The following is a 23,357-nucleotide window of genomic DNA, read 5'->3' on the forward strand; positions in this document are numbered from 1 at the left end:
AAATATCTAGGTTGATTATAGCAATACGGCCAGCATTATTCAATGTAAACCCCAACAACATCTGAATCTTATTAACCTGCCTGGATAATTTCAGACAAAACAACGATGACTCCATTGAAGGTCGAAGATACCCCTTTTCCCATGCCTCCAGCGAGCTGCGAGATCCAGGGTACTCCATCCTCTATTTTAGGAGGGGAGCAAAAATTATCGGATTCTGGTGCTGCTAATGCTTGCTTTTCCACCCTATGATCCGCTTCTTGCTGGGATTTTTGAGTCGTCACAACAGCGGGGCGGTCATCCAGCTTTTCGTTCGTTTTGTCAATCCCATAAAAAGCTCCTGTCACAAAAACGATGGCAACGATGAATCCCCCCACTAACCATTTCAATCTGCTCCTCCTCCCTACTCTGTAGATACTTTTTCATCTTCGAAGTAATAATCACTGAAAACTTCAGCCATGACATCAGCTGAACGATACAATTCATCTAAATGATTATAAACACCGCCAAACTCTATAAGTATGGCATTCGGATGCAGGTCCTGGTTATAAATCCCATCTACCCCTGAGCCCTTCTTCGTAATGACTCCTCGGCTGATCCCAGGATATTTTTCTTCAAGAAGCTGGTGAATTTTTGATGCCAGCTGCAAATTCTCTTCATATTTAGGATGCTCAGCACCGATAACGAAAGCAAACCGTGCATAATCCTTGCCATTGATCGTTGTTGTGGTGTGCTCCTTGGAAAGGGAGTCTCTATGAAGGTCAAATAAATACTGAATGCCTCCATTCTGGCTGATGGCCTCTTCCACTACAGGACGCATTGCATCGTAGGATTGATAGTACTCCATTCCTTTTTCACTTCTTAAAGCAGCTACATCTGTTTTATCAACAATTGCACCGATTCCTCTTTTTTCCAAACTCTCTCCAAGACGTTCTCCAATAAGGGTAATGTTTACTTTTCCATCATGGTCGGTAGACTCATCAGGTAAATGCGGATAAAAAGATTCAGTGTTGTGCGTGTGGTATATATAGACACGATCTTCACCCACTGGTTTCTCTTCCTGTTTGTCATCTTCTTCGTTCGTTTCTTCCACATCCCCTTCCTCTCCGCGGTCATCTACGATCATAGGGGGCTCAGACTCAATAGGGAGGGTGGAATAGTCCGTCCCTTTACCAGCGATGATAATTTGACTATTGTAAGAAGATAACCCTGGGATTTCCCTTCCCAGGAGGCTTCTTGGGTCATTTGGTGTAAGACTCGTAAGTAACTGAAAGGACAATGTCGTTAAGCTTGGAATTCGGTTTCCTTCCGGATGGGCATCTTTAAAGGCGCGGTTTTCCATTTCAAATAGATATAAAAAAGCACTGCCTTCAAGCTTGGTGGTCCATTCCTGTATCGTACTTGAGTAAATACGATAGGTTGTTTTTGCACCTGTAAGAATACCAATTCCAATAAATAATAAAAGCAAAACGGTGACTGCGATGATGGTCCACCTAGTCCCCTGCTTCATATAACTCTTCTTGTTTTTTTTCATGATCGGGTAACGAGACATGAAAAATCCTCCCCCTCATCCACTATCTAGTAAATGGTATGAGAGAGAGGAATTTAATAGAACCTCTCTATTAAATCATTATTTAAAATAAGATTGTGCTTCTCCATCTTCTATCCCGGGATGCAAGGCCCCATTGATTCCCTTAGCAATGACATGAGCCATGTCCTGGATGAAGCTGTCCACCTCTTTAGGTGTAACCATCAAATTGTGGCCGAGGGGAGTCAGCACTTCCTTAATCAGTTGCTTCTTTTCCATTTCTTCTAATTGGCCGAACATGCCCATGACCGCTTTACTCTGCTCCTCATTCGGATGATCTTCAGCCGTCAATGTCTTTCTTTCAAACGGGTTCATAGCGGGTGACAAAGCATTGGAAGGACGATCTTTTTCCCGCCATTCCCTTCCAAAGTGTTTTAACACATAATCAATCGCATCACTCGTGATGGTCACGGCATCGACTACTGTTGGTACTCCGATGGATATTACAGGGATTCCGTATGTCTCTCGGCTTATTTCTTTCCGCTTGTTGCCTACTCCAGATCCTGGGTGAATCCCGGTATCAGAAAGTTGTATGGTCGCATTGATCCGATTAATTGACCGTGAAGCAAGGGCATCGATGACTAGAACGAAATCCGGTTTTGTCTGTTCAATAATCCCGTGCACCATATCACTGGTTTCAATGCCCGTTACGCCCATGACCCCCGGTGTAAAAGCAGAAACAGGTCGATAACCATCCGATACGGTTTCCGGGTGAAGCTCAAATAAATGAGTGGTTACATAGACTTCTTCTGTGACCAATGGTCCTAATGCGTCCGGGGTTACATTTGCATTACCAAGTCCGACAATTAACCCACGATCCATTTCTTTTATGCCACACTCATTCATTAATTTTCTTAACTGACCGGATAACGTCTTGGATAAATTCACCTGCAATTGATGATCCTGCTTACGGATAGCCAGTGATTCCAACGTGACATAATGCCCCGCCTTTTTCCCGATTCGTTCAGCACCTGCTTCATCCACCGTCACATAGGTAATTTTAATCTCGTTTTTCTCGTTTTCATGAACCTCGACCCCATCGGTATCTGAGGATCCAGGTTCATCTTTAACATTCATCTCCTGAGCTTCAAGCGCCAGGTCCGTTCTCAACGTGTAGTCGAAATTTTCCTCCATTCACTTCAACCTCCTTAAGGAAATCTTCTCCCAAGCAGATAAAAACTATGCAAATGAATGGAATGGTATTGAGATAAGTATTGAAAACAGCACCCTGCTCTGGTAAAATGTCTCTTGTTCGATATGAATGAGTCTTTTGTTTTTACCTAGGAGGTGAAACTATGCCTAATATTAAATCAGCGAAAAAACGTGTACGTACGAATGATGACGCTCGTTCTTTGAATGCAGCTTTCAAATCTGACATGCGTACAGCGGTTAAACGTGTAGAAAAGCTTGTTGAAAGCAAAGATGTAGAGAACGCGAAAGAAGCACTTCCTACAGCTGTTAAGAAAATCGACAAAGCTGTTCAACGTGGTGCCCTTCCTCAAAACACAGGGAACCGTAAAAAATCCCGCCTAACTAAACTAGTCAACGCATTATAATTCATTCGTAATTTATGACCAACAGACGATCCTTCTTGATTGAATGGGTCGTTTTTACATGAACGAAGCCCTCCGATTCATCGGAGGGCTTCTTTTTATGTCACCATTGTTTATAACCTATTCAAGATTGAGAAGCGATCCACTACCCCCATATCAGCACGAACATCTTAATGGGATGTAATCACGAAGAGACTGATGTATTTTGTTTAATGTTAATTAAACGATAGAGAAGCATTTCAAAAGCCAATGCTTTCTCCATTTTCCCCTGTTTCAGGTTGTAATCCGTTTCTGCCAGTTGATTCATAATTTGATCCAGTTCCTGTTGAGTGAAGGCACGCTCCCTCTTCAGCGCCATTTTAATGACGTAAGGATGGGCCTTGATGTAACTTTTCATTTGATTCTGGCCATACCCTTTTTGCTTGAGGACCTTGGCTTGACTGATAATCCTGAATTGAGAAGCTAAAAGAGCTGTTAGAGCAATCGGCTCCTCATTCAGTTTTTCCAAATCCTTATAAATTCGAATGGCTCTCCCCAAATCTTTTTCCATTACGGCATCAACAAGTTTAAGCCCTGAAGCTTCTGCACTGTGAGAAAGAAGCTGCTCTGCAATTTCTCTCGTGACCACGCCGCCTTCTCCGACATACAAAGACAATTTCTCCATTTCTTTCCTAAGCGCCATAAGATTCGCGCCAATCTCTTGGGTGAACAGTTCATGAATGTCTTTAGGAACCGTGATATGTAAATCGTTGGCTAATGTTTGAATCCATTGATCAATGTCCCATTCTTTAACCGGCTGACAATTGATAACCTCTCCATTCTTTTTCAATTGCTTGAACACTTTTTTTCTTTCATCCAGCTTTTCATAAGGAGCAATTAAAATAAGTACCGTATAGTCAGCAGGATTTTGAAGGTATTCCAGTAATGAATCTGTGTCGTGTTCGAACGACAGTTTATCTGGTTTGGCCTTTAAAAAGACAGGATGATTGGCAATGACAACTTTTCCCTCGCCAAGAAAAGGAAACGTTTCAGCATCGATCATGACATCTTCAATGGGAGTCTCCTCTAAATCATATTGGGAGATATTAAACTCTCGGTCTTCTTTCTTTAACGTTTTTTCAATGATTTTATTCTTATGTTCTTGAATTAAATAAGGTTCTTCTCCATATAATAAGTACACTTGTGATTGTTTTACATTGACCATAAAGTGGTTGTCCTTCCTTTATAAAAAAAGAGTACGGCGCCCCATTAAGGGGAACTCAGTGTCACCATTTTATGTTTCTTTGGAATTTCTGTCAAAATGGTGTGCTGATGCCGCCGTATGAACCATCTATATAAACGCCATTCCAAAAGCCCCGGGAGCTCTTGGAGAGGACGATGTTGTTCCTCTCTTGCGTTTAGTTTGACCGCTTACGTAAGAATTATCTGTGACAAGTCTTGCTAGGAGTGGGAAGAGTATGAATCATCGATAAAATTCGTTTTCATGCCCGGTAAATGTAGATTTTTGGTTAAAAATGGACTATACTTAGTAATTGATATAGGAGGGGTAACAGTGAACGAGTTTAAAAACGATATTCAATCCAAAACTAATGATGTGATCGACTCTGGGTTAGGGTTTGTATTTTCATTTGTTTTCTTCTTCGTCATCTTTTTCATCGGTGTTTTGTTTTCTTTTCTTGGACAGTAATGAAAGGCAAAACCGGAAGGCTGCTGTTTTCGGCAGTCTTTTTTTATTCTCTGCTCGCATTATACGGAATAAACGTTGAAAACGTTCCACTTTGCCCAGAAAAAAAGTATTGAACTGCACCGTGACGATTGGTTTGAAGCAATACAACTCCACGCTCCGTTAATCTTTCCACCACCTCTGAATGCGGATGGCCATAACGATTGTCCACCCCCGCAGAAATCAAACCGATTTTAGGTTGCAGCGCCTTCAAAAACTCCTCTGAAGTCGAGGTATGACTTCCATGATGGGCGACTTTTAACACATCTGTCTGTCGTATCGATTTCCTCATAACGATCTCTCTTTCCACCTGTGCAGATATATCTCCTGTAAAGAACCATCGCTCACCACCAAATATGCTATTTAATACGAGCGAATTGTCATTTGGGTCTCCGAGATCTCCATTGATTAACGGATGGATCACATCAAAATCACGCCCCCCTACTTGAACGCTCTGACCCGCACTTACTTTTTCAACGATCACTCCATTTTCGTATGTTTCTGTATGAAAAGGACTCACATAGATGCGATCTACTCTCATTTCCTCAAGTATGAAAGGCACGCTCCCACTGTGATCAGAGTCTTCGTGAGTAATAAAAAGAGCATGTATACGGTTAATGCCTCTTGACTTAATAAAAGGTAAGATCACCTCATTGGCCGTCTTTTCTTTATTTGATGAGAAAATTGACGGACCAGCGGCGTCAATCATAATGATTCCCTTTCTATACGGCAGTTCTATGACAAACGCGTCCCCCTGGCCAACATCCAGCATGGTTACGACTCCTTCCTCCGAGAAATACGGCATTGAACTATAAAAAATCAAAACAAAAACAACAGCCAGAGAAGCAAGAAATGCTTTCACCTTTTCTTTTTGTTCCCATTTTTTCATCATTATGACGAAAAAAACTGCGTACAAAATGATGAAAAATGAAGGCAGTTCACCAATGACCCAGATGTAGTCAAGAGATTCAGACTGAGTGATTAACATGGAAATAATAAATTCATGTACGATGGAAAATGCAGAGGAGAGAAATAAACAAACCGTCGGTACGAGAAAGGAGAGGAGAAAAATCACCATCAGGAAAGGGATAACAAATAATGAAAAATAAGGAACAGCGATCATATTAACCCATAAGGAAAATGGTTGAAATTCATAAAAATAATGGACCTGCAAAGCGAGGAGAGAAAGCTGGCTGACCAGTCCGATAATCGCAGACTGCCTCCACTTACTTTCATATTGCTTCAATATCGGAATCGTAAGCAGGAGACTGAACGTGACTAAAAATGAAAACTGAAAACCCAAGTGGTAAAAATAGGAGGGGGACAAAATCAACAAGAATAAGCAGGTGAAGGAGAGGAGGTCAATAATGGGGATCTTTTTTTGCAAAAAAGTGGTGAGTAGAAGAAGCACGCCCATAAATCCTGCACGTAAAACAGAAGGGGCACCACCTGAGATAAACATATAAAAAGGCAGGAGGAGAAGCAAGAAGAGCCTGGATTGCTTTCTTGTGGCTAGGCCTGTCCGGTATAGTAGAAAATAAAACCCGCCGAGTGTAAGACCAACGTGCAACCCTGATATGGCTAGAATATGGGACAAATTAAACTCTCTAAACCATTCTACCGTAGAAGAATCGATAAGTGCTGTATCTCCAAATACCAGAGCCTCCATCCAAATATAAGTGGTTGGAGAAACCTTTTCCTTAACTGTCATTTTCAACTGTTTCCTAGTGTCGTAAAGGGAGCTGAGCCACGATTTCCCATCACACTGGATAGCTGCTTCATTTTTTATGAGGATTTGAGAATGAATGCCTTTGCCTGCCATATAAGCCTGATAATTAAACTGCCCTGGGTTCCTTGCCCCCTCAAAAGGTTTTCTCTCTCCTTTGATCCTGCAAACAGCTCCATATTTCAAACTTTCTTGGACCGAATCATTTTCTTTCTCTTTCAAATAGCGAACGAGTACTTTACCAGCACCATCTTTTAAGATGACAGAGAAGGATTGATCACTTTCTGTCAAATCAGATATGATTTTACCTTTTAAGAGATCATTATAGAGGGGTTGGGGAGAAAAAGATGAGGAATCGAGAGGAAGATGAATATACCCACCTGCGGCGAATAGGAGGAGGATGAAAAGGAATAGAAGATGTTCACGGTAACTATACAACCAGGCAAGAAAAATAAACCCTACAATCCAAAAAGCAAAACCTTCCTGGATCGCTAACACCCCGCCAAGCACAAATGCTATGACGGGAATGTGCCACGATCCCCTCAAGGAAATCATCGACTGTCCAACCTTAGAAGTTGAGCTGCTTCTTGTACGAGCTGCTCGGATTCAGGGTCTCCATTCGACTCGAGCTTTTCGAGCATTTGTCGTATGAGAAGCTGCTGCTCGTCAGGAAGCGGTTCTTGTTCCACAGGAACCTTTTGCATGCGGACCCCCGACTGTTGCAGCAATTCAATCGCATAGGGATCATTTTTATAATCTTCGCTGTAATAAACAGCTTTGACCCCTGCCTGAATAATGGCTTTCGTACAGTGCAGACACGGAAAATGAGTCACATAAATCTCTGCTCCTTCAGTAGCCACACCGAACTTTGAGCACTGGAGAAGCGCATTCATTTCCGCATGAATGGTACGTACACAATGACCATCCACGACATAACACCCCTCATCGATACAATGGACACCTCCGGAGACACTCCCATTGTACCCTCCAGCAATCATACGCTTATCTCTTACAATGACCGCACCTACAGCCAGCCTCTGACACGTGCTGCGTGATTTTAATAAATAGCTTTGAGCCATAAAGTATTGATTCCAAGTAATACGCTCCATTATGTACCCCCACTTTTTTCATCAAGTTTACTCTGACCTCTGAATTCAGTCAAACTTACGGAACAGTAATCCATTCCTTTAGGCCTTCGAGTGTTTTCTCACCTATGCCCGGAACATTCACGAGATCTTCCACAGAAGTAAATGGACCATTCTCTTCCCTATACTTAATAATACTAGCAGCTTTTGAAGGTCCAATTCCATTTAATGTTTCCATTTCACTTGCTGAAGCACGGTTGATACTCAATTTTTCACCAGAAAGTGTATCTCCTTCACCTGATTCGTTAGACGTAGATTGTGCAGAAGTTACAGAAGTTACGAAAATCACCATTTCATCCTGTATTCTTTGCGCTAGGTTCACACTGGTCATATCTGCATTTTCCGTCATTCCACCAGCCTCTTTAATGACGTCATCTACTCTTGTGCCCTCTTTCATTGTATAAACACCCGGAGTATTTACTTCTCCTTTCACGTCAACTTTCATGGTGGCAGAAGGAGTTTTTTTCTCTTCTTCAACCTGGATGGTCACTTCCTCCACCTCGGTTCTCTCGGTCTTTCCATCATTCGATGGATTGGTAAAATAAAGGACTCCAATGACTGTTAGAACCATAATGAACCACACGTATCTTTTTAATACGCTCATGTTCTGACCTTCTTTCATAATTATGTAATTTCGGAATAAGGATATATAGGTAATCAATAAGGAGGGATTCCAATGAATTGGGGAATCATCGGCACAGGGAACATGGGAAGCATGCTCATCTCTACCCTTATTAAGAGCGGAGCCGTACCTGCTGAGAAGTTGACGATCTACAATCGGACATTAGAAAAGGCGGAAAAAATCCAAGAAGAATTTCCGAAGATCCAAGTAGCGAAGGATTTAGCCGCACTGCAGAATAGCAGTGATATCATTTTCATCTGTGTGAAACCGCATCACTACAAAAACATCATTGATGCACTAGAAGGAAAATGGACGGAAGACCAATGCCTTGTTTCCATTACCAGCCCGGTCGCTGTTGATCAGTTGGAAAAAGTTACGCCTTGTCAGGTGGCAAGAATTGTTCCATCCATAACCAATCATGCATGGTCGGGTGTAAGCCTCTTCACTTTCGGAGCAAAAATAAAGCAAGAAAATCGAGACTTATTAAAGCAGACATTCCAGCATATCTCCACCCCCATTGAAGTGAAGGAAGAACACATTCGTGTAGCATCAGATATCGTTTCATGTGGGCCTGCATTCATTAGTTATCTGCTCAGTCAATGGATAACAGCTGCTGGTGATGTGGCAGGCCTTCCCAAAGATAAAGCTACCTCGTTAACGGAAAATATGATGGTAGGACTAGGAGAACTTTTGGCACAAAAAATTATGACGTTGGAAGAATTGATGGAAAAAGTAACGGTGAAAGGTGGAGTTACAGGGGAGGGATTACAAGCTTTAGAAGATCACATTGGTCCTTTGTTTCAAAAAATGTTCGAAGCAACCCAAAATAAACACAAAGAAGATAAAAAACACATTCATCTATAATCACATTCGACAAAAGTTTCGATTATCCTGCAAAAAATCCCTTCTGCTACAGGAATATTTCGTTTAACAAACTCTAATAAAAAAAGAGTCCGGCATTTACGGACTCTTTCATGAATTTTATTCTTTTGTGCAAACAAACAACCATCGTTCTCCGTCCGTAGATGGAGTTTCCCTAAAATCAGAAAATACTCCTTGCACTTTAAATCTTGATTGAGTGAGCCATGCATTTAAAACGATATGGTCATACCCTCGCTGTTCATGAATTTCATCAAAACGATGATATTTCCCATCATTCCCAACAAAAAACGTCAAATCGTGCACAAGGCTGTTTTCCAGTTCCCCGGGATCACAAAACCAAATAAAAGATAGGTCATCACGGACTTCAGCAAATGTTGCACCACTGAGATCGTTGCGAATATGATCTATAGAGTGCACATCAAATAAAAACACTCCCCCATGTGTAAGGGCTTGATAAATAGAATGGAATGCCTGCTGCACCTTCTGATCATCAGTTAAATAATTGACGACATCACAGTAACTGATGACACAATCATATTCTGATAATCCTTCTAATGTTGTCATATCCTGTTGGATCCATTCGATTGCAGCTTGAGGGTCCTTCTGTTGTGCAACGGTCAACATATCAGAAGATAAATCGATACCCGTCATTTGAAACCCTTCTTGATGGAGTCGGTGGGTAATCTCCCCTGTACCACAACCTACATCAAGGATTCTTTGACCCTCGGAGTGATATTGTTGAAGCATTAACTTCGTAAATCTCACCCATTGTTCGTAGGGGGCATCCTGCATAAGGAGATCGTACACACGCGCCATATCCCCATAGCTCATTTCAGCTTTCTAACCCTTCTACAGCGACCGTATCCGCGTCGCCCCATAGTCTTTCCAGGTTGTAGTAATGGCGTTCATCTTTGTGGAAGATGTGGCAGACGATGTCATTAAGATCTACAAGGACCCAGCGCGCTTGCTCAAATCCCTCCATCCGCTTCACTTCTATCCCGTGTTCTTCCGCTTGATTTTTCAATTCTCTCGCAATTGCCTGCACCTGGCGTTCATTGGACCCTTCACAAATCAAGAAATAATCCGCGATTAAAGAAACTTCTGACATATCTAAAACAACAATATCCTGCGCTCTTTTTTCATCGCATGCTTGTGCTGCTAAATTTACTAATTCTTTACTTTCCATGGGTTTCCTCCCTATTTCATCTCTATCTTTTCCATGATCGATTGATCATATTAAATCATTATATGCATGAAACGTGTCCGGATAAACGGTCCTTTCCTTACCAACAAGAAAAATGATGGTATTCTTCAAAGCTAAGGCACATGCTTCATCCAGATTTTCTTCGGCTTTCTTCCGTACGTGATCCACTCCAGGAAACTCGCGACCAGGTTCTATATAATCAGCTAAAAACACGACTTTATCCAACTTAGACATGTGTTTTTTCCCGGTTGTGTGGCAGCTGATGGCAGATATGACATCAGCATCCTCAAGCCCAACCTCTTGTTCAAGCATTAAAGCCCCTACTGGTCCATGCCAAAGCTCATGGTGATAATCCAATAAATCTTTCGGCAGTCGACGGTCACTTTCAATCCAACGCTTCATGAGCTCCAGAGGTTTATACTTCGCATAATCATGGAAAGCAGCTGCCAATTCCGCCTTTTTAACATCTACATGGAACTGCTCCGCAAGTTCAACAGCCTTGTCTGTCACCCTCATTGTGTGTTCGTATCTGGAGGCTTTCAAAGCAGGACGCACATATTCAAGCGCTTCTTCACGACTCATTTTCATACAGGTGATGCTCCTTTATAAAAGTATCTACAACTTCAGGCACTAAATAGCGAACGCTTTTCCCTTGTAAAATACGGTCGCGTATCATGGTAGAAGATACATCAACTGACGGGATATCAACAAAATGGACGGGAATCTCGTTATTCCACCCATAACCAGGTCTTTCGACTCCGATGAATTGGACCATTTCCGAAAGATCTTCGACTCGGTGCCACTTCGGTAAATGTTCGACCATGTCCCCTCCAATGATGAAGAAGAACTGAATATCAGGATATCGTTTGACCAAATCAGTCATGGTATCGACCGTGAAAGATGTTCCCTTACGGACTAATTCAACATCACAAACTCGAAAATGTGGATGGTCCTTGATTGCGATCTGCACCATGGCAAGTCGTGTCTCGGGATTAGTTGAAGACTCCTGTTTATGTGGAGGGATATAGGAAGGCATGAACCATACTTCATCAAGGTCCATGGCTTCACGGGAAAACTCCCCCATAATTAAATGACCTTGGTGAAGAGGGTCGAACGTCCCGCCAAGAATTCCGACTTTTTTCATTGACCTTCCCCTTTATGGTAATTCGATTTGTTTATTTTCTTTGGACTCTTTATAAAGGATGATGGTATTTCCAATCACCTGCACAATATGAGCATCGGTTGCTTCCACAATCTCATTCGCAACAACATCATTATCTTCAAAGCAGTTTTGCAGAATGCTTACTTTTATCAGTTCCCTCTTTTCAAGAGCTTCATCAATCTGTTTGGTCATATTTTCATTCACGCCGGCTTTTCCGACTTGAAAAATCGGCTGTATATTATGGGAAGCCGCTCGTAAATGCTTTTTCTGTTTACTAGTTAACATTCTATACCCCTTTCAATTTCTGCTCGAATTCATTGAGCAATAGCGAAGACTCAGGCTCGGTGTCTGTCCATATTTGAAAGGCATAAACGGCTTGCTGCAACAGCATTTCATGTCCAAAATGGAGACGCGCTCCCCTTTTTTCCGCTTCGTTTAAAAATTTCGTTTTCATAGGACGGTAAACAATATCGCTTACAACGGTTCCTTCTGTCAAGTGATCTAATGATACGATCATGTGATTATAATCAGGATTCATCCCGACCGTTGTTGTTTGAACTATTAAGTCATAGTCCATGAGTGTGTTTTTCGCCTGCTCCAGTGTCAGAGCACTAGCATACACCTTCGAAGGTATATCCTGAATGAGGTCCTCGGCTCTTTTCATGGTTCGATTGGCTATGTCTACACGATCGATATTAGATCTGGTAAGTGCTTCAAATATCCCTCTTGCCGCTCCTCCACTTCCCAACAATAAGGCCTTTGCATTTTTGTGGAAAATATCCGGAAAACGGTTTTTCAGAGAATGGACAAAGCCTATTCCGTCGGTGTTATAGCCAATCCATCCTTGATCAGTATGATGAACAGTGTTCACAGCGCCCAAGTGTCGGGCGCTATCATCCAGACTATCAAGATATGGAATGATTTTCTCTTTATATGGTACGGTTACATTGAAACCATCCAGCCCTTTTTCCTTCAATAAATTGACTTTTTCATCAAACTCATCCGGCTGAATCTCCAAGAGTTCATATCTTCCTTCAATCCCCTGTTGCTCCATAAGTTTTTCATGAATCCATGGAGACATGGAATGACCAATCGGGTGGCCGATCAACCCTAGTTTGTACAAATGATCCCCTCCTATATGAGTGACTCTCTCAAGGACACCTTCACTCCTTCCGGCACGTGTGCTGTTACCGTGATACCACCTTCTGGAACAGTCACCCAGCCGAGCCCGGAAAAGACAATATCCATTTTGTCTTCTTTGATTTTTAATGTGTGACCTTTCAACGGAGGTAGCTTATTGATAGTATCCTGGTCTGGTGGTGTTAATAGTTCTCCTAAATGATTTTTATACAGTTCATCGGCTTTTTCCAACTTTGTACGATGAATGTTCAATTCATTAGAAAAGTGACACACGAAAGAACTCCGTTCACCGGTCTCAAAATCAAGTCGTGCGAGGCCGCCTACAAAAAGCGTCTGCTCTTCATTTAACTGATAGACTTTCGGCTTGACTTCTTTACGCGGGGTAATCAGCTTCAAATCCTTATCTGATACATAGTGAGCCATCTGATGGCGCTGAATGACCCCTGGTGTATCATAAAGGGAGCTCTTTTCATCTAATGGTATATCGATAAAACCTAGAGTTGTACCAGGGAAATACGATGTCGTAATGGCATCCTTAACACCAGATGTATTTGAAATAAGAGTGTTAATAAATGTTGACTTGCCAACATTTGTCGTCCCCACTACATAAACATCTCCATCTTCACGGTATTGTTCGATCGCTTGGGATAATTGCTGAATTCCTTGATTTTTCTCTGCCGAGATTAAGAACACATCTTCAACCTCTAAGCCATTCTCTTTAGCTGAACGTTTCAACCAATGTTTGACCTTCCCGTGGTTAACGGACTTTGGAAGTACGTCCATTTTGTTCCCCACAAGTATGACAGGATTGTTACCAGTCAACCGCTTCAATCCTGAAATAAAGCTTCCATTAAAATCGAAGATATCTACAAGCTGAACGACCAGCCCTTTTGTATCACTGATTTGGTTCAGCATTTCAAGGAAGTCATCATCCTGAAATGGAACATCCTGCACTTCATTATAATGTTTCAGGCGGAAACACCTCTTGCATATGATATCTTCCCTTTCTAGTGCTGAAGCTGGGGCATAGCCTGCTTCTTCCGGGTTTGTCGTTTGTATGACGGCTCCGCATCCTTGACATTGTATTTCAGCCATCACTGATCTCTCCTCTGCCATGTAATCTTTCCTTTTCTTCGCATCCAATTTAAAATTCGTCTTTCAATCTTTCTGTTGAATTTTGTAATAAATCCGTCTGTTTCCACGATAGGAACAACTAAGATAGTATGGAACCCAGCGGAATTCCCACCCAGGACATCAGTGAGCAGTTGATCTCCAATTACAGCGACTTCATCCTTCTTCAGCTTCATCTGCTTCTGAGCCTTCTTGAAAGCCTTCGATAATGGCTTCTTCGCACTATGGATAAAGGTCGTATCCAGCGGCTGTGAAAAAAGCTTTACTCGAGCTTCGTTATTATTAGAAGCAATTGTAACTTGGATGCCGTGATCGCTCATTTTATCGAACCATCTCTTAATCTCTTCTGTTGCATCCGGTACATCCCAGGCGACAAGGGTATTATCTAAATCGGTAATCACACCTTTGATTCCTTTTTCTTTTAATTTGTCCGGGTCGATATCAAAAACGCTCGGCACATGTTCATCAGGTAAAAAGTTTTTTAACATCTATACAGTTCATCTCCTCATACAACGGCAAAATCTCCTTCACCATCATATACAAAATCGAAGCATGTTTCAAAAAGACTTACGGTAAGACCAAAAATCGTTCGACAAATCCCGACAAAAATAGGTTGTGGATAAGTTTATTCACATATTCCACACAGTAACTTCTTTGTTATCACTCACTTAAACCTCTTTTTCCAAAAAGTTATCTACATTTTTATGTAGATAACTTCCATATTGTGGCGAAATAAGGGTCGTGATAAGGTAAGAATACATTAAAAATTCGAACGTTCAGTGATCCAAATGAAGCGGGAGGTGACTGTCACATGTGTGACAGCGGCATGAAGCAATTATCGGATTCCCTACTAATACAATCTTACCACAAAGCCATAGAACTCAATCTTTCAGATGAGTTCATTGAACAAATCAGGCGAGAAATAAACACGCGATCCATCCAGCATCTTCTTGAAAAGCACATTTCACATGTAGGCTGAATTTTACACTTTATGACAAATGATTAGTCTCCACTCGAGAAATACTCGTCCATCCAGCAGAGGGCGAGTTTTTTTTATGACTTTTTTATTTGGATAAATGATGTCTTTCTTCTTATTTATAAGGACAGACTAAATAAAGCCTATCGCCGCATATCCCCGGTATGCTACAGTTGAATAATGAACCTTTTTTTGATTACAATTGAGTGAACACATGGTTACGTACATCCAAAATCCAATTAAAAAATAGAAGAAGGTTACGTCAAAGGAGGAACATACCACATGTTGGTGGCTGTATTATTGCCCTTTATCATTGCTATTTTTATCCCAATGTTAAGTAAATGGAAAGAAAAGGTTCACACAGGATTTTTCGTTACGATTGTACCTGTGTTGGTTTTTATTTATTTTGCCCGCTTTTTAGGTACTGGTTTCGAACCAGTCGTCCATGAGTACTCCTGGATTCCATCCCTTGATATGAATATGGTCTTTCATCTGGATGGACTGAGTTTACTTTTTGTTCTATTAATCAGCGGAATCGGCGCCCTAGTTGCCTTCTATTCGGTTTTTTACCTACATAAATCGGAGCAACTGGGACATTTTTATGTGTACTTCCTCATATTTATGGGCTCTATGCTGGGAGTTGTATTATCTGACAACGTATTTGCCCTTTACAGCTTTTGGGAATTCACTTCCCTCTCATCTTTCTTATTGATCGGATTTTGGAACTATAAGAAAGAATCAAGATATGGTGCATTAAAATCGATGCTCATCACGGTTTTTGGTGGGTTGAGTCTTTTGGGTGCTCTAATCTTTATGAGTGTGTTGACGAACACGTCAAGTATACGAGGGATGATAGATCAACAACAGTTGATCCTTAACCATGAATATTTCCCATTGATACTGATTCTATTACTACTGGGCGCTTTTACAAAGTCTGCTCAATTTCCATTCCACATCTGGCTCCCAGATGCTATGGAAGCACCGACACCGGTCAGTGCTTATTTACACTCGGCAACTATGGTAAAAGCAGGCATCTATCTGGTTGCCCGCTATTCCCCTATGCTTTCCGCCAATGAATGGTTTTTTATCATTGTATCAATTGCAGGGATCGTAACATTATGCTGGGGTTCTTATATGGCTGTAAGACAAACAGACTTGAAAGGAATCTTAGCCTTCTCCACAATCAGTCAGCTTGGAATGATTATGGCTATGCTTGGATTCGGGACAAAAGCGGCAATCTTCGGCGCTGTATTCCATATTTTGAACCATGCTACGTTCAAAGGCAGTCTATTCATGGTGGCCGGTATTGTTGACCATGAAGCAGGGACAAGGGACATCCGGAAACTTGGTGGCCTGATGACATTTATGCCTATGACAGCCACTCTTGCATTATTTGCCTCGTTCTCAATGGCTGGAGTGCCCCTGCCGTTCTTAAACGGGTTCTATAGTAAAGAGATGTTCTTTGAATCTTCTCTGCACTTGGAGGCAGCTAGTACCGGGATCGCCGGAATACTGCAAACCAGTGTACCTTACTTAGCTGTTTTAGGAAGTATATTTACTTTTGTATATTCCATGTACTTTTTCTTTGGTACTTTCCGTGGTCCATCACATTTGAATGAACTGCCTAAAAAACCTCACGAAGCCCCCATCGGTATGCTTATTTCACCGATGGTTCTAGTAGCTGGTGTCGTCATTATTGGCTTATTCCCAAGTTTGATTAATGAGCCTTTTATCGCCCATGCGGCTGAAGCTGTCAAAGGCGCAGCTTTAGAAGAGAAACACATATATTTCTGGCATGGATTTATTCCGCCATTCATTATGTCCCTTACTGTTCTCGTCTTTGGAAGTATCCTGGCCCTATCCCGAAAAGTCTGGATGCCCGTTTACAACATTGTGCCCGGAGTTCTAAGTATGAACAAAGTTTATGACGGCGCCGTTGATCGCGTAGAACGATATTCTACGACCATCACAAAAGGATACATGAATGGTTCCCTTGGACGATATGTCCGATTGATCCTAGCGGCCATCATTGTCGTTTCATTCGCCTTCATGGCCATCACAGGTGGATTCACAGTGGATGCTTCGAATGTTGCTGAGATTACGGCTCCAGAAATACTTGTCGCCGTGACAATGGTCATTGCAGCCATAGGTACCGCTCTAACCAATAATCGAATAGCGGCCATCCTCATTCTTGGTGTCGTAGGTTATGGGTTATCAATGCTTTTCGTCCTATACCGCGCACCTGACCTTGCTCTAACTCAATTAATCATAGAAACCGTAACCGTCGCTTTGTTCCTGCTTGTCTTTTACCATTTACCAAAGCTACGTAAAAAAGATGAACCCGCAAGTACGAAGGTGCTTAATCTTGTTATTTCTATCGGTTTCGGCGCATTAATGACCATGGTAGCCATTTCATCTCACAGCAGTAAGTTTTTTGATTCAATTTCTGAATACTTTACAGACAACTCTTACAAACTCGGCGGCGGAGATAACATTGTAAACGTCATCCTTGTTGATTTTCGTGGATTGGATACATTGTTTGAAATTGTTGTACTTGGAATTGCAGCCATGGCTATTTACGGATTAATCCGCTTGAGAAAGAACAAGGAGGAGGAATAATACATGGAAATTATTATGGCCGTTTTAGCCGGCATTCTCTTCACTACGGGTGTCTACAACCTCCTTCAAAAGCAATTGTTACGAATCATCATTGGTACAGGACTCATTTCACATGGAGCCCACCTGTTCATCCTTACTATGGGAGAGTTAAAAACAGGTGCACCGCCTGTACTAACTGAAGGAGTAGAAAATTACACGGATCCGCTCCCACAAGCATTGATTTTGACATCAATCGTCATAAGTTTCGGCGTGACAAGCCTACTACTTGTATTGGCTTATCGTGCTGCAAAAATTAACGGAACTGATAATATGGAGCAATTAAGGGGTAACGATTATGAGTAATTTAGCTGTATTGCCTATTCTGCTGCCTTTATTAGCAGGCATCTTCTTAGCTTTCATACACACAAAAACAAAATTAGTTCGAAATTTATCCAAAGCATTTGCAATCATTAACCTCCTTGTGGTCGGGTTGATTTTCCTGCAAGTGAGAGGCAATGGAAACATCGTTCTTGAAATGGGGAGCTGGGAAGCCCCCTTCGGCATTGTGCTTGTCGCTGATTTACTTGCCATGACCTTGGTTCTGACTACAAACATTATTGCTGTAGCGAGTGTTTTCTTTGCACCTCAATCCTTATCAGAAAAAGAAGAATCCTTTTACTTCTATACGTTCTTCTTCATGTTGATCTCAGGAGTGAGCGGTGCATTTTTAACGGGTGACTTATTCAACCTCTTCGTATTTTTCGAAGTACTTTTGATGGCTTCCTACGGCTTGATTGTCCTTGGGAATGGTAAGGCACAACTTAGGGAATCAATCAAATATGTGCTGATCAACTTATTTTCTTCCATGTTATTCGTCACAACCATAGCTTTCCTATATTCGGTTGTGGGAACAGTCAACATGGCTCAGGCTGCTCAGCGGGTTCAGGAAGTGGACCAACAGGGAATTCTAACGACCATTGCTATTTTGTTCTTCTTTGTATTTGCAACAAAAGCGGCCGTCTTTCCTCTTTATTATTGGCTCCCACGACCGTATATATCTCCAAATCCGGTTGTATCCGCTTTATTCGGAGCCTTGTTAACTAAGGTAGGGGTTTATTCAATCTTGAGGACGTTCACCTTGATATTTAATCAAGAGGTTGCTTTGACGCACACCCTTTTCATCTATTTAGCAGCATTGACGATGATATTCGGAGTGGTTGGTGCTCTTTCAACCAACAATATTAAGCTGATTGTCGCGTACAATATCATCCCAGCCGTAGGCTTCATGCTTATGGGGATAGGAATCTTTACAGAGGTTTCAATAAGCGGGACCATTTATTACCTTGTTCATGATATGGTAATCAAAGGAGCACTCTTCATCTTGGCGGGAGCTACTGCATATGTAGCCGGGACATCGGATCTCCGTAAAATGGGGGGATTGATTCACCATTATCCAGTTCTCGGATGGCTTATGTTTCTAGCATCCTTGGTACTGGCTGGAATCCCACCTTTCAGTGGTTTCATAGGAAAGCTATTATTATTACGAGGCGGATTAGGTGAAGAGGAAATCTTCATCGTCATCACCGCTCTCATCTCAAGCCTATTGATCCTATTTTCAATGATCAGAATATTCATCAGAGGATTTTGGGGAGAAAAAATGGACATTCCTGTTCCTGAGCGGGAAAAGAAAGGAAAACGAATGGCTATTCCCGCTGCCGGTCTGCTTACGGTTTCCATTCTCCTCGGTGTGGGTGCTGAATGGTTCTTCCCGACAATAGAAACCATCTCTCAATACATGATGGATCCAGAACTCTACATTGATTCTGTGTTAAAGGAGTAGAAGCTGATGCCTTTACAAATCGTACTGAACATCATCATCGCTATGATGTGGATGTTCCTGAGCGAAACATACAATTTCACAACCTTCTTTGTCGGTTATATCTTAGGAATCATACTCCTCTTCGTCCTGCAGCGTTTTGTACCAGATTCATTCTATATGAAACGGGCGTGGAAGTTTTCCCTTCTCATTCTCTTGTTTATACGAGAACTTTTCTTGTCCAACATCGACATTGTCAAGCATGTTTATAAGCCAAAAATGGATATGCAGCCAGGGATATTCGCACTTCCGATTGATGTAAAAACAAACTTTGAAATCACTCTTCTCGCCAACTTGATCTCATTGACTCCCGGAACCCTATCTGTTGTAGTTAGTGAGGATCATACGAAGATTTTCATTCATGCAATGGATATGCCGGATGTTCAGGAATCTGTGAGTGAAATTAAAAATTCATTCGAGAAGCGTATCATGGAGGTGACCCGTTAAATGGAAGACATCCTCAATATGACGCAAACATGGATACAAATATCAGCGATCATTGCAGTTGTTGCTGTAGCAATCTCCGTGATTCTTCTTTTGTATCGCGCAATCCTTGGCCCAACAAATCCAGATAGAGCGGTTGCCCTTGATATCATTGGAATAAATCTCATGGCTTTAGCAGGACTAATCGCCGTCCTGCTCGTAACAACACGATTTAATGACGTCGTCCTACTGATTGGTATACTACTCTTTATCGGTACGGTCGCACTGGCGAAATTCTTAGAAAAGGGTGTTATCATTGAGCGGGACATGGATTAATTTAATTTTCGACATCACTATATGTCTATCTCTATTGATTGGTGCCTTTTTCCTTATCTCTGGCTCCCTGGGAATTTTGCGTTTTCCTGATGTGTATACAAGACTTCATGCAGCGACAAAAAGTTCGACCCTCGGAGTTTCTGGAATCATGATCGGTGCATTTTTGTTTCACTACGTAGAACATGACATCGTAAGTGGTAAGCTGCTTCTCGGAATATTCTTCGTCCTGTTGACTGCTCCGGTATCGGGACATATGATATCAAGAGCTGCCTACCGGGCTGGTGTTCCTCTTTGGGAAAAGAGTGTTAAGGATGAATACGCAGAAGTATTAAAAAAAGAGCAGAAGCGACAAGCACCAGATTCATAATAAGACATGCCTCCATTCCAATGGGGGCATTTTTTTACCTTTATGAACATTATTTTTAACGACAGACAAGCACAGACGACATCTCAAGGACATAAGTATGTTGTAGGCATTCGCCTAATCCTTGAGGAGGTGCGTCCTATGAGCAGTCTCATCGCTTCCATCCTTTATTTTTTCAAAGAGTCTCTCTTCTTCATGTCTTATGTAAAAAACCAGGCTTTTCCGAATCCCCTGCCTCCAGAAGAAGAAGCTAAACAACTCCAATTGATGGCAGAAGGAAGTCATGAAGCCAGGAACAAACTGATTGAACACAATTTACGACTTGTCGCACACATTGTGAAAAAGTTTGAAAACACAAAAGAAGATTTTGAAGACCTTATTTCTATCGGCACCATTGGTTTAATTAAAGGAATAGAAAGTTATTCGACAGGAAAAGGGACGAAACTTGCCACTTATGCCGCACGTTGCATTGAGAACGAAATCCTCATGCACCTCAGGTCAACGAAAAAAATGAGCAAGGATATTTCACTGCAGGATCCGATCGGCCATGATAAAGAAGGAAATGAATTGAACCTTCTTGATATTCTTCAGGCAGATGTTACGGATATTGTGGAAGAAATTCAACTTCATATGGAATTGGAGAAGATTAAAGATTTCATTACTGTATTGGATGAGCGGGAAAAAGAAGTGATTATCTTCCGATATGGACTAAACCAGACAGAAGAGAAAACGCAGCGGGAAATTGCCAAAGAGCTGGGTATATCAAGGAGTTATGTATCAAGAATCGAAAAGCGAGCATTAATGAAAATTTTTCATGAATTCTATAAGCAGAGCAAACAAGGGAAGAATGGATAAAAAACAGCCACTACCATCTTATGAGAATGGAGTGGCTGTTTCATTCAGTCCTCTATGAGTTGTCGTTTCCATTTTCTGATTTTCAAAGTCATGAGGAAAGCTGTGAAAAGGGTCAGTCCAATGACCGGATACAAAAACAAATAAGTCTTTGTACCGTATTCATAAAGGCTGATCAATGTACCTATATAGAGATAAGTGCTCATGATTAATAGCGTCATCACGAACCGTTTATAATCCATTACTTTTTTCTTTAACTCTTGGGAAGTATCCAAAACGGTCCACCTCCTACTATGAAGATCTTAACATATGAGAATCATAGTGTCGGTGGAAATAAATGTCATTCGTAGTTTTTAACCATTTCCATGATCATGACAGCCGCATTTTCTGCAGCTTTCGGTAGAAACTGATCAAATGAAATGGAAGATTCTTTACCGGCGATATCAGACAGCGCGCGAATGACAACAAATGGTGTTCCATACTTATAACAAACCTGGGCGATCGCAGCAGCTTCCATCTCTGCTGCAATCATCTCAGGAAACTTGCCTCGAACGAAATCCACCCTGGATTCCTCCTGCATAAAGGAATCACCTGTGGCTATGATACCTTTCGCTGCTTTAGCATCTGTCTTTTCGACAGCAGTCATCGCTTGTTTCACAAGTTTTTCATCTGCGGCATACATGTCGGGCATGCCCGGAACTTGTCCATATTTATATTCAAAAGCTGTCACATCGACATCATGGTGTGTCACTAAGGATGAAATGACCACGTCACCCACTTCAAGATTTTTGGCAAAACCTCCAGCTGATCCAGTATTGATGACGGCATCAATTTCGTATTGTTCATGAAGAATAGTCGTTGCCATCGCTGCATTAACTTTACCAATGCCCGACTTTAATAAAACAACTTCCTTCCCATGCAAAAGGCCATCAACAAAATGACTGCCCGCTACCTCTTTCTCTGAGGCTACTTCCATATTTGCTTTTAATAATTCAACTTCTTCATCCATAGCTCCAATAATTCCAATGGCCATTACTGAACTTCCTCTCTCAACCGTTTTTATTTTTTAGAATCTCAAGTTTGACTGGTTTATACCCTTGTCCATCGATCCAGTCAATCTGTACCCGGAGATATCCGGTCTTATTTTTGTCAGAGACCGTTGCCTTAGCTTTTTGGGGGTGACCTCTGTTACTTACATCCCAATAGATGATATTGTCCTCAGAAAGGCCGACAGCGCTTCTGATTGCCTGCTTTAATTCTTCATAGTCCTGTGTACCTGATTGGTAGGTAATCCCATGTTCGCCGTTTGTTTCCATCTCTGTAGGGATAACCGGCCAATCCTTTGTGATCACACGTTCTACATTAGGGTCATCACTTTTCTCAATTTTCAATCCTTTTTCGTCTTCAATCGGCTTCAGTTCTTCAAATTCTTCAATGGAAACCTGTTGTTTATCTGTTTGTTCCTCTGTATCTTTTACTTCTTTATCATCTTTTTCACTCTTCTTGCCGGTTTCTTCCGAAGCATCTTCATTTGAACCTTGTTCTTCTTTTGTGACCTGTTGACTTTCTTTATCCTGCGCTTGTCCTTTTTGTTCCTCTCCACCAAAGACCATTATTCCAATGAGTAACACCATGAAAACACCGCCTGCCCCTACAAGCCAAGTCAACATTTTCGTACCACGACGCTTTTTCTCATAACGACCTGAGCGGGAATACGGGGTTTGTTTGTTCGACATGATATTCTGCCTCCTTTTTACTCGCCGTTTATTATACATGAAGTTTTGACTCTTACCAATGCTTTCTTTTTCCTATCTCATTTCCCGGGCTATATTCCAAACCTCACTATCGCTCCCTTTAGTTGAAGATTCAGTTTCGAGATGTTTGTGTGATTCTAGAGGCTCCGGGAAACGGTTCGCCCCTTGACAGTGTCTCGAAACCACTTCTAAAAGGGTCAGCTTGAATGGTTGAGGGAAGTGGATGATTCGAACACCTGTATTCATAAATAAGGTTCCAAATCTTCTCCCCTATGCGGGCATATAGTGCGTTCTATCAAGCATTT

29 protein-coding genes are annotated in these 23,357 nt (G+C 41.7%); 11 read left to right on the forward strand and 18 right to left on the reverse strand.

What is annotated here, in order from left to right; all coding sequences use genetic code 11:
- Nucleotides 1-71: 71 nt before the first annotated feature.
- The 3 genes from J0K78_RS05645 to gpr form a co-directional block, all read right to left on the reverse strand.
- On the reverse strand, nt 72-386 hold the full coding sequence (locus J0K78_RS05645; RefSeq protein WP_206945758.1) for a hypothetical protein: 315 nt from the start codon (nt 384-386) through the stop codon (nt 72-74).
- A 14-nt stretch (nt 387-400) separates the two neighbouring features.
- Nucleotides 401-1,549 (reverse strand): stage II sporulation protein P, encoded by a 1,149-nt coding sequence (spoIIP, locus tag J0K78_RS05650; RefSeq protein WP_206945759.1) that lies wholly within the window; start codon nt 1,547-1,549, stop codon nt 401-403.
- 78 nt (nt 1,550-1,627) lie between these two features.
- Nucleotides 1,628-2,719 (reverse strand): GPR endopeptidase, encoded by a 1,092-nt coding sequence (gpr, locus tag J0K78_RS05655; RefSeq protein WP_160915103.1) that lies wholly within the window; start codon nt 2,717-2,719, stop codon nt 1,628-1,630.
- Between the two features lie 161 nt (nt 2,720-2,880).
- On the opposite strand from gpr, the gene rpsT reads away from it, so the two are divergent.
- Nucleotides 2,881-3,141 (forward strand): 30S ribosomal protein S20, encoded by a 261-nt coding sequence (gene rpsT / locus J0K78_RS05660; RefSeq protein WP_089654321.1) that lies wholly within the window; start codon nt 2,881-2,883, stop codon nt 3,139-3,141.
- A gap of 181 nt (nt 3,142-3,322) precedes the next feature.
- Here the strand turns inward: rpsT and holA are convergent, their stop codons facing one another.
- The gene (gene holA, locus J0K78_RS05665) at nt 3,323-4,342 is read right to left on the reverse strand and encodes a DNA polymerase III subunit delta (RefSeq protein WP_206945760.1); all 1,020 of its coding nucleotides are present in this window, start codon (nt 4,340-4,342) and stop codon (nt 3,323-3,325) included.
- Nucleotides 4,343-4,690: 348 nt separating this feature from the next.
- Between holA and J0K78_RS05670 the strand changes: the two genes are divergently transcribed.
- Nucleotides 4,691-4,825, forward strand: coding sequence for a YqzM family protein (locus J0K78_RS05670; protein ID WP_089654323.1), 135 nt, complete (start codon nt 4,691-4,693; stop codon nt 4,823-4,825).
- A gap of 43 nt (nt 4,826-4,868) precedes the next feature.
- On the opposite strand, the gene J0K78_RS05675 is transcribed toward J0K78_RS05670, so the two are convergent.
- Genes J0K78_RS05675 through J0K78_RS05685 form a run of 3 tightly spaced genes read right to left on the reverse strand, consistent with a single transcriptional unit; the run spans nt 4,869 to nt 8,336 of the window.
- The gene (locus J0K78_RS05675; protein ID WP_206945761.1) at nt 4,869-7,142 is read right to left on the reverse strand and encodes a DNA internalization-related competence protein ComEC/Rec2; all 2,274 of its coding nucleotides are present in this window, start codon (nt 7,140-7,142) and stop codon (nt 4,869-4,871) included.
- Nucleotides 7,139-7,696, reverse strand: coding sequence for a ComE operon protein 2 (locus tag J0K78_RS05680; RefSeq protein WP_206945762.1), 558 nt, complete (start codon nt 7,694-7,696; stop codon nt 7,139-7,141). Before J0K78_RS05680 ends, J0K78_RS05675 begins: the two co-directional genes overlap by 4 nt.
- Before the next feature lie 55 nt (nt 7,697-7,751).
- Complete coding sequence (locus tag J0K78_RS05685; RefSeq protein WP_206945763.1) at nt 7,752-8,336, reverse strand: helix-hairpin-helix domain-containing protein; 585 nt, start codon at nt 8,334-8,336, stop codon at nt 7,752-7,754.
- A 72-nt stretch (nt 8,337-8,408) separates the two neighbouring features.
- Here J0K78_RS05685 and comER point away from each other — a divergent pair, with 72 nt between their 5' ends.
- On the forward strand, nt 8,409-9,218 hold the full coding sequence (gene comER / locus J0K78_RS05690) for a late competence protein ComER (protein ID WP_206945764.1): 810 nt from the start codon (nt 8,409-8,411) through the stop codon (nt 9,216-9,218).
- A 117-nt stretch (nt 9,219-9,335) separates the two neighbouring features.
- Here the strand turns inward: comER and J0K78_RS05695 are convergent, their stop codons facing one another.
- The 8 genes from J0K78_RS05695 to J0K78_RS05730 are packed head-to-tail and all read right to left on the reverse strand — an operon-like array spanning nt 9,336 to nt 14,361.
- Complete coding sequence (locus J0K78_RS05695) at nt 9,336-10,052, reverse strand: class I SAM-dependent DNA methyltransferase (protein WP_242517698.1); 717 nt, start codon at nt 10,050-10,052, stop codon at nt 9,336-9,338.
- A gap of 16 nt (nt 10,053-10,068) precedes the next feature.
- Nucleotides 10,069-10,422, reverse strand: coding sequence for a ribosome silencing factor (gene rsfS / locus J0K78_RS05700; protein WP_206945766.1), 354 nt, complete (start codon nt 10,420-10,422; stop codon nt 10,069-10,071).
- Nucleotides 10,423-10,467: 45 nt separating this feature from the next.
- Nucleotides 10,468-11,028, reverse strand: a complete 561-nt coding sequence (gene yqeK / locus J0K78_RS05705; protein WP_242517699.1) for a bis(5'-nucleosyl)-tetraphosphatase (symmetrical) YqeK — start codon at nt 11,026-11,028, stop codon at nt 10,468-10,470.
- On the reverse strand, nt 11,012-11,584 hold the full coding sequence (locus J0K78_RS05710; RefSeq protein ID WP_206945767.1) for a nicotinate-nucleotide adenylyltransferase: 573 nt from the start codon (nt 11,582-11,584) through the stop codon (nt 11,012-11,014). Before J0K78_RS05710 ends, yqeK begins: the two co-directional genes overlap by 17 nt.
- A 12-nt stretch (nt 11,585-11,596) precedes the next feature.
- A complete protein-coding gene (yhbY, locus tag J0K78_RS05715) occupies nt 11,597-11,887 on the reverse strand; it encodes a ribosome assembly RNA-binding protein YhbY (protein ID WP_160915122.1) in 291 nt (96 codons plus the stop codon).
- Between the two features lies 1 nt (nt 11,888).
- Nucleotides 11,889-12,725, reverse strand: coding sequence for a shikimate dehydrogenase (gene aroE / locus J0K78_RS05720; RefSeq protein WP_206945768.1), 837 nt, complete (start codon nt 12,723-12,725; stop codon nt 11,889-11,891).
- Between the two features lie 11 nt (nt 12,726-12,736).
- Nucleotides 12,737-13,837: a ribosome biogenesis GTPase YqeH gene (yqeH, locus tag J0K78_RS05725; RefSeq protein ID WP_206945769.1), complete on the reverse strand. Its 1,101-nt coding sequence runs from the start codon at nt 13,835-13,837 to the stop codon at nt 12,737-12,739.
- Complete coding sequence (locus tag J0K78_RS05730) at nt 13,837-14,361, reverse strand: YqeG family HAD IIIA-type phosphatase (protein WP_206945770.1); 525 nt, start codon at nt 14,359-14,361, stop codon at nt 13,837-13,839. Before J0K78_RS05730 ends, yqeH begins: the two co-directional genes overlap by 1 nt.
- 338 nt (nt 14,362-14,699) lie before the next feature.
- Here J0K78_RS05730 and sda point away from each other — a divergent pair, with 338 nt between their 5' ends.
- The 8 genes from sda to sigK all read left to right on the forward strand — a co-directional run bounded on the left by sda (nt 14,700) and on the right by sigK (nt 21,301).
- Nucleotides 14,700-14,852 (forward strand): sporulation histidine kinase inhibitor Sda, encoded by a 153-nt coding sequence (gene sda, locus J0K78_RS05735; RefSeq protein ID WP_160915210.1) that lies wholly within the window; start codon nt 14,700-14,702, stop codon nt 14,850-14,852.
- 279 nt (nt 14,853-15,131) lie between these two features.
- Complete coding sequence (locus J0K78_RS05740; protein WP_206945771.1) at nt 15,132-17,468, forward strand: Na+/H+ antiporter subunit A; 2,337 nt, start codon at nt 15,132-15,134, stop codon at nt 17,466-17,468.
- Between the two features lie 3 nt (nt 17,469-17,471).
- Entirely contained in the window at nt 17,472-17,810 is a 339-nt protein-coding gene (locus J0K78_RS05745; RefSeq protein ID WP_206945772.1) for a Na(+)/H(+) antiporter subunit C, read from the forward strand.
- Entirely contained in the window at nt 17,803-19,287 is a 1,485-nt protein-coding gene (locus tag J0K78_RS05750; RefSeq protein WP_206945773.1) for a Na+/H+ antiporter subunit D, read from the forward strand. Before J0K78_RS05745 ends, J0K78_RS05750 begins: the two co-directional genes overlap by 8 nt.
- Nucleotides 19,288-19,293: 6 nt before the next feature.
- A complete protein-coding gene (locus J0K78_RS05755; RefSeq protein WP_206945774.1) occupies nt 19,294-19,770 on the forward strand; it encodes a Na+/H+ antiporter subunit E in 477 nt (158 codons plus the stop codon).
- An 18-nt stretch (nt 19,771-19,788) separates the two neighbouring features.
- Entirely contained in the window at nt 19,789-20,082 is a 294-nt protein-coding gene (locus J0K78_RS05760) for a Na(+)/H(+) antiporter subunit F1 (protein WP_370551065.1), read from the forward strand.
- Entirely contained in the window at nt 20,063-20,449 is a 387-nt protein-coding gene (mnhG, locus tag J0K78_RS05765; protein WP_160915140.1) for a monovalent cation/H(+) antiporter subunit G, read from the forward strand. Before J0K78_RS05760 ends, mnhG begins: the two co-directional genes overlap by 20 nt.
- A 138-nt stretch (nt 20,450-20,587) precedes the next feature.
- Nucleotides 20,588-21,301, forward strand: coding sequence for an RNA polymerase sporulation sigma factor SigK (sigK, locus tag J0K78_RS05770; protein WP_089654342.1), 714 nt, complete (start codon nt 20,588-20,590; stop codon nt 21,299-21,301).
- A gap of 44 nt (nt 21,302-21,345) precedes the next feature.
- Here the strand turns inward: sigK and J0K78_RS05775 are convergent, their stop codons facing one another.
- From J0K78_RS05775 to J0K78_RS05785, 3 genes are all read right to left on the reverse strand, one after another.
- Nucleotides 21,346-21,573, reverse strand: a complete 228-nt coding sequence (locus J0K78_RS05775; RefSeq protein WP_206945775.1) for a YrhC family protein — start codon at nt 21,571-21,573, stop codon at nt 21,346-21,348.
- Between the two features lie 65 nt (nt 21,574-21,638).
- The gene (gene mtnN, locus J0K78_RS05780; RefSeq protein WP_206945776.1) at nt 21,639-22,331 is read right to left on the reverse strand and encodes a 5'-methylthioadenosine/S-adenosylhomocysteine nucleosidase; all 693 of its coding nucleotides are present in this window, start codon (nt 22,329-22,331) and stop codon (nt 21,639-21,641) included.
- 16 nt (nt 22,332-22,347) lie between these two features.
- Nucleotides 22,348-23,034 carry a YrrS family protein gene (locus J0K78_RS05785; protein ID WP_206945777.1) on the reverse strand — a complete coding sequence of 229 codons (687 nt, stop codon included), beginning with the start codon at nt 23,032-23,034 and terminating at the stop codon, nt 22,348-22,350.
- Nucleotides 23,035-23,357: the final 323 nt, after the last annotated feature.

The sequence above is a fragment of the Halobacillus sp. GSS1 genome, from assembly GCF_017307035.1.
In the GTDB taxonomy this organism is placed as follows: Bacteria; Bacillota; Bacilli; order Bacillales; family Halobacillaceae; genus Halobacillus; species Halobacillus litoralis.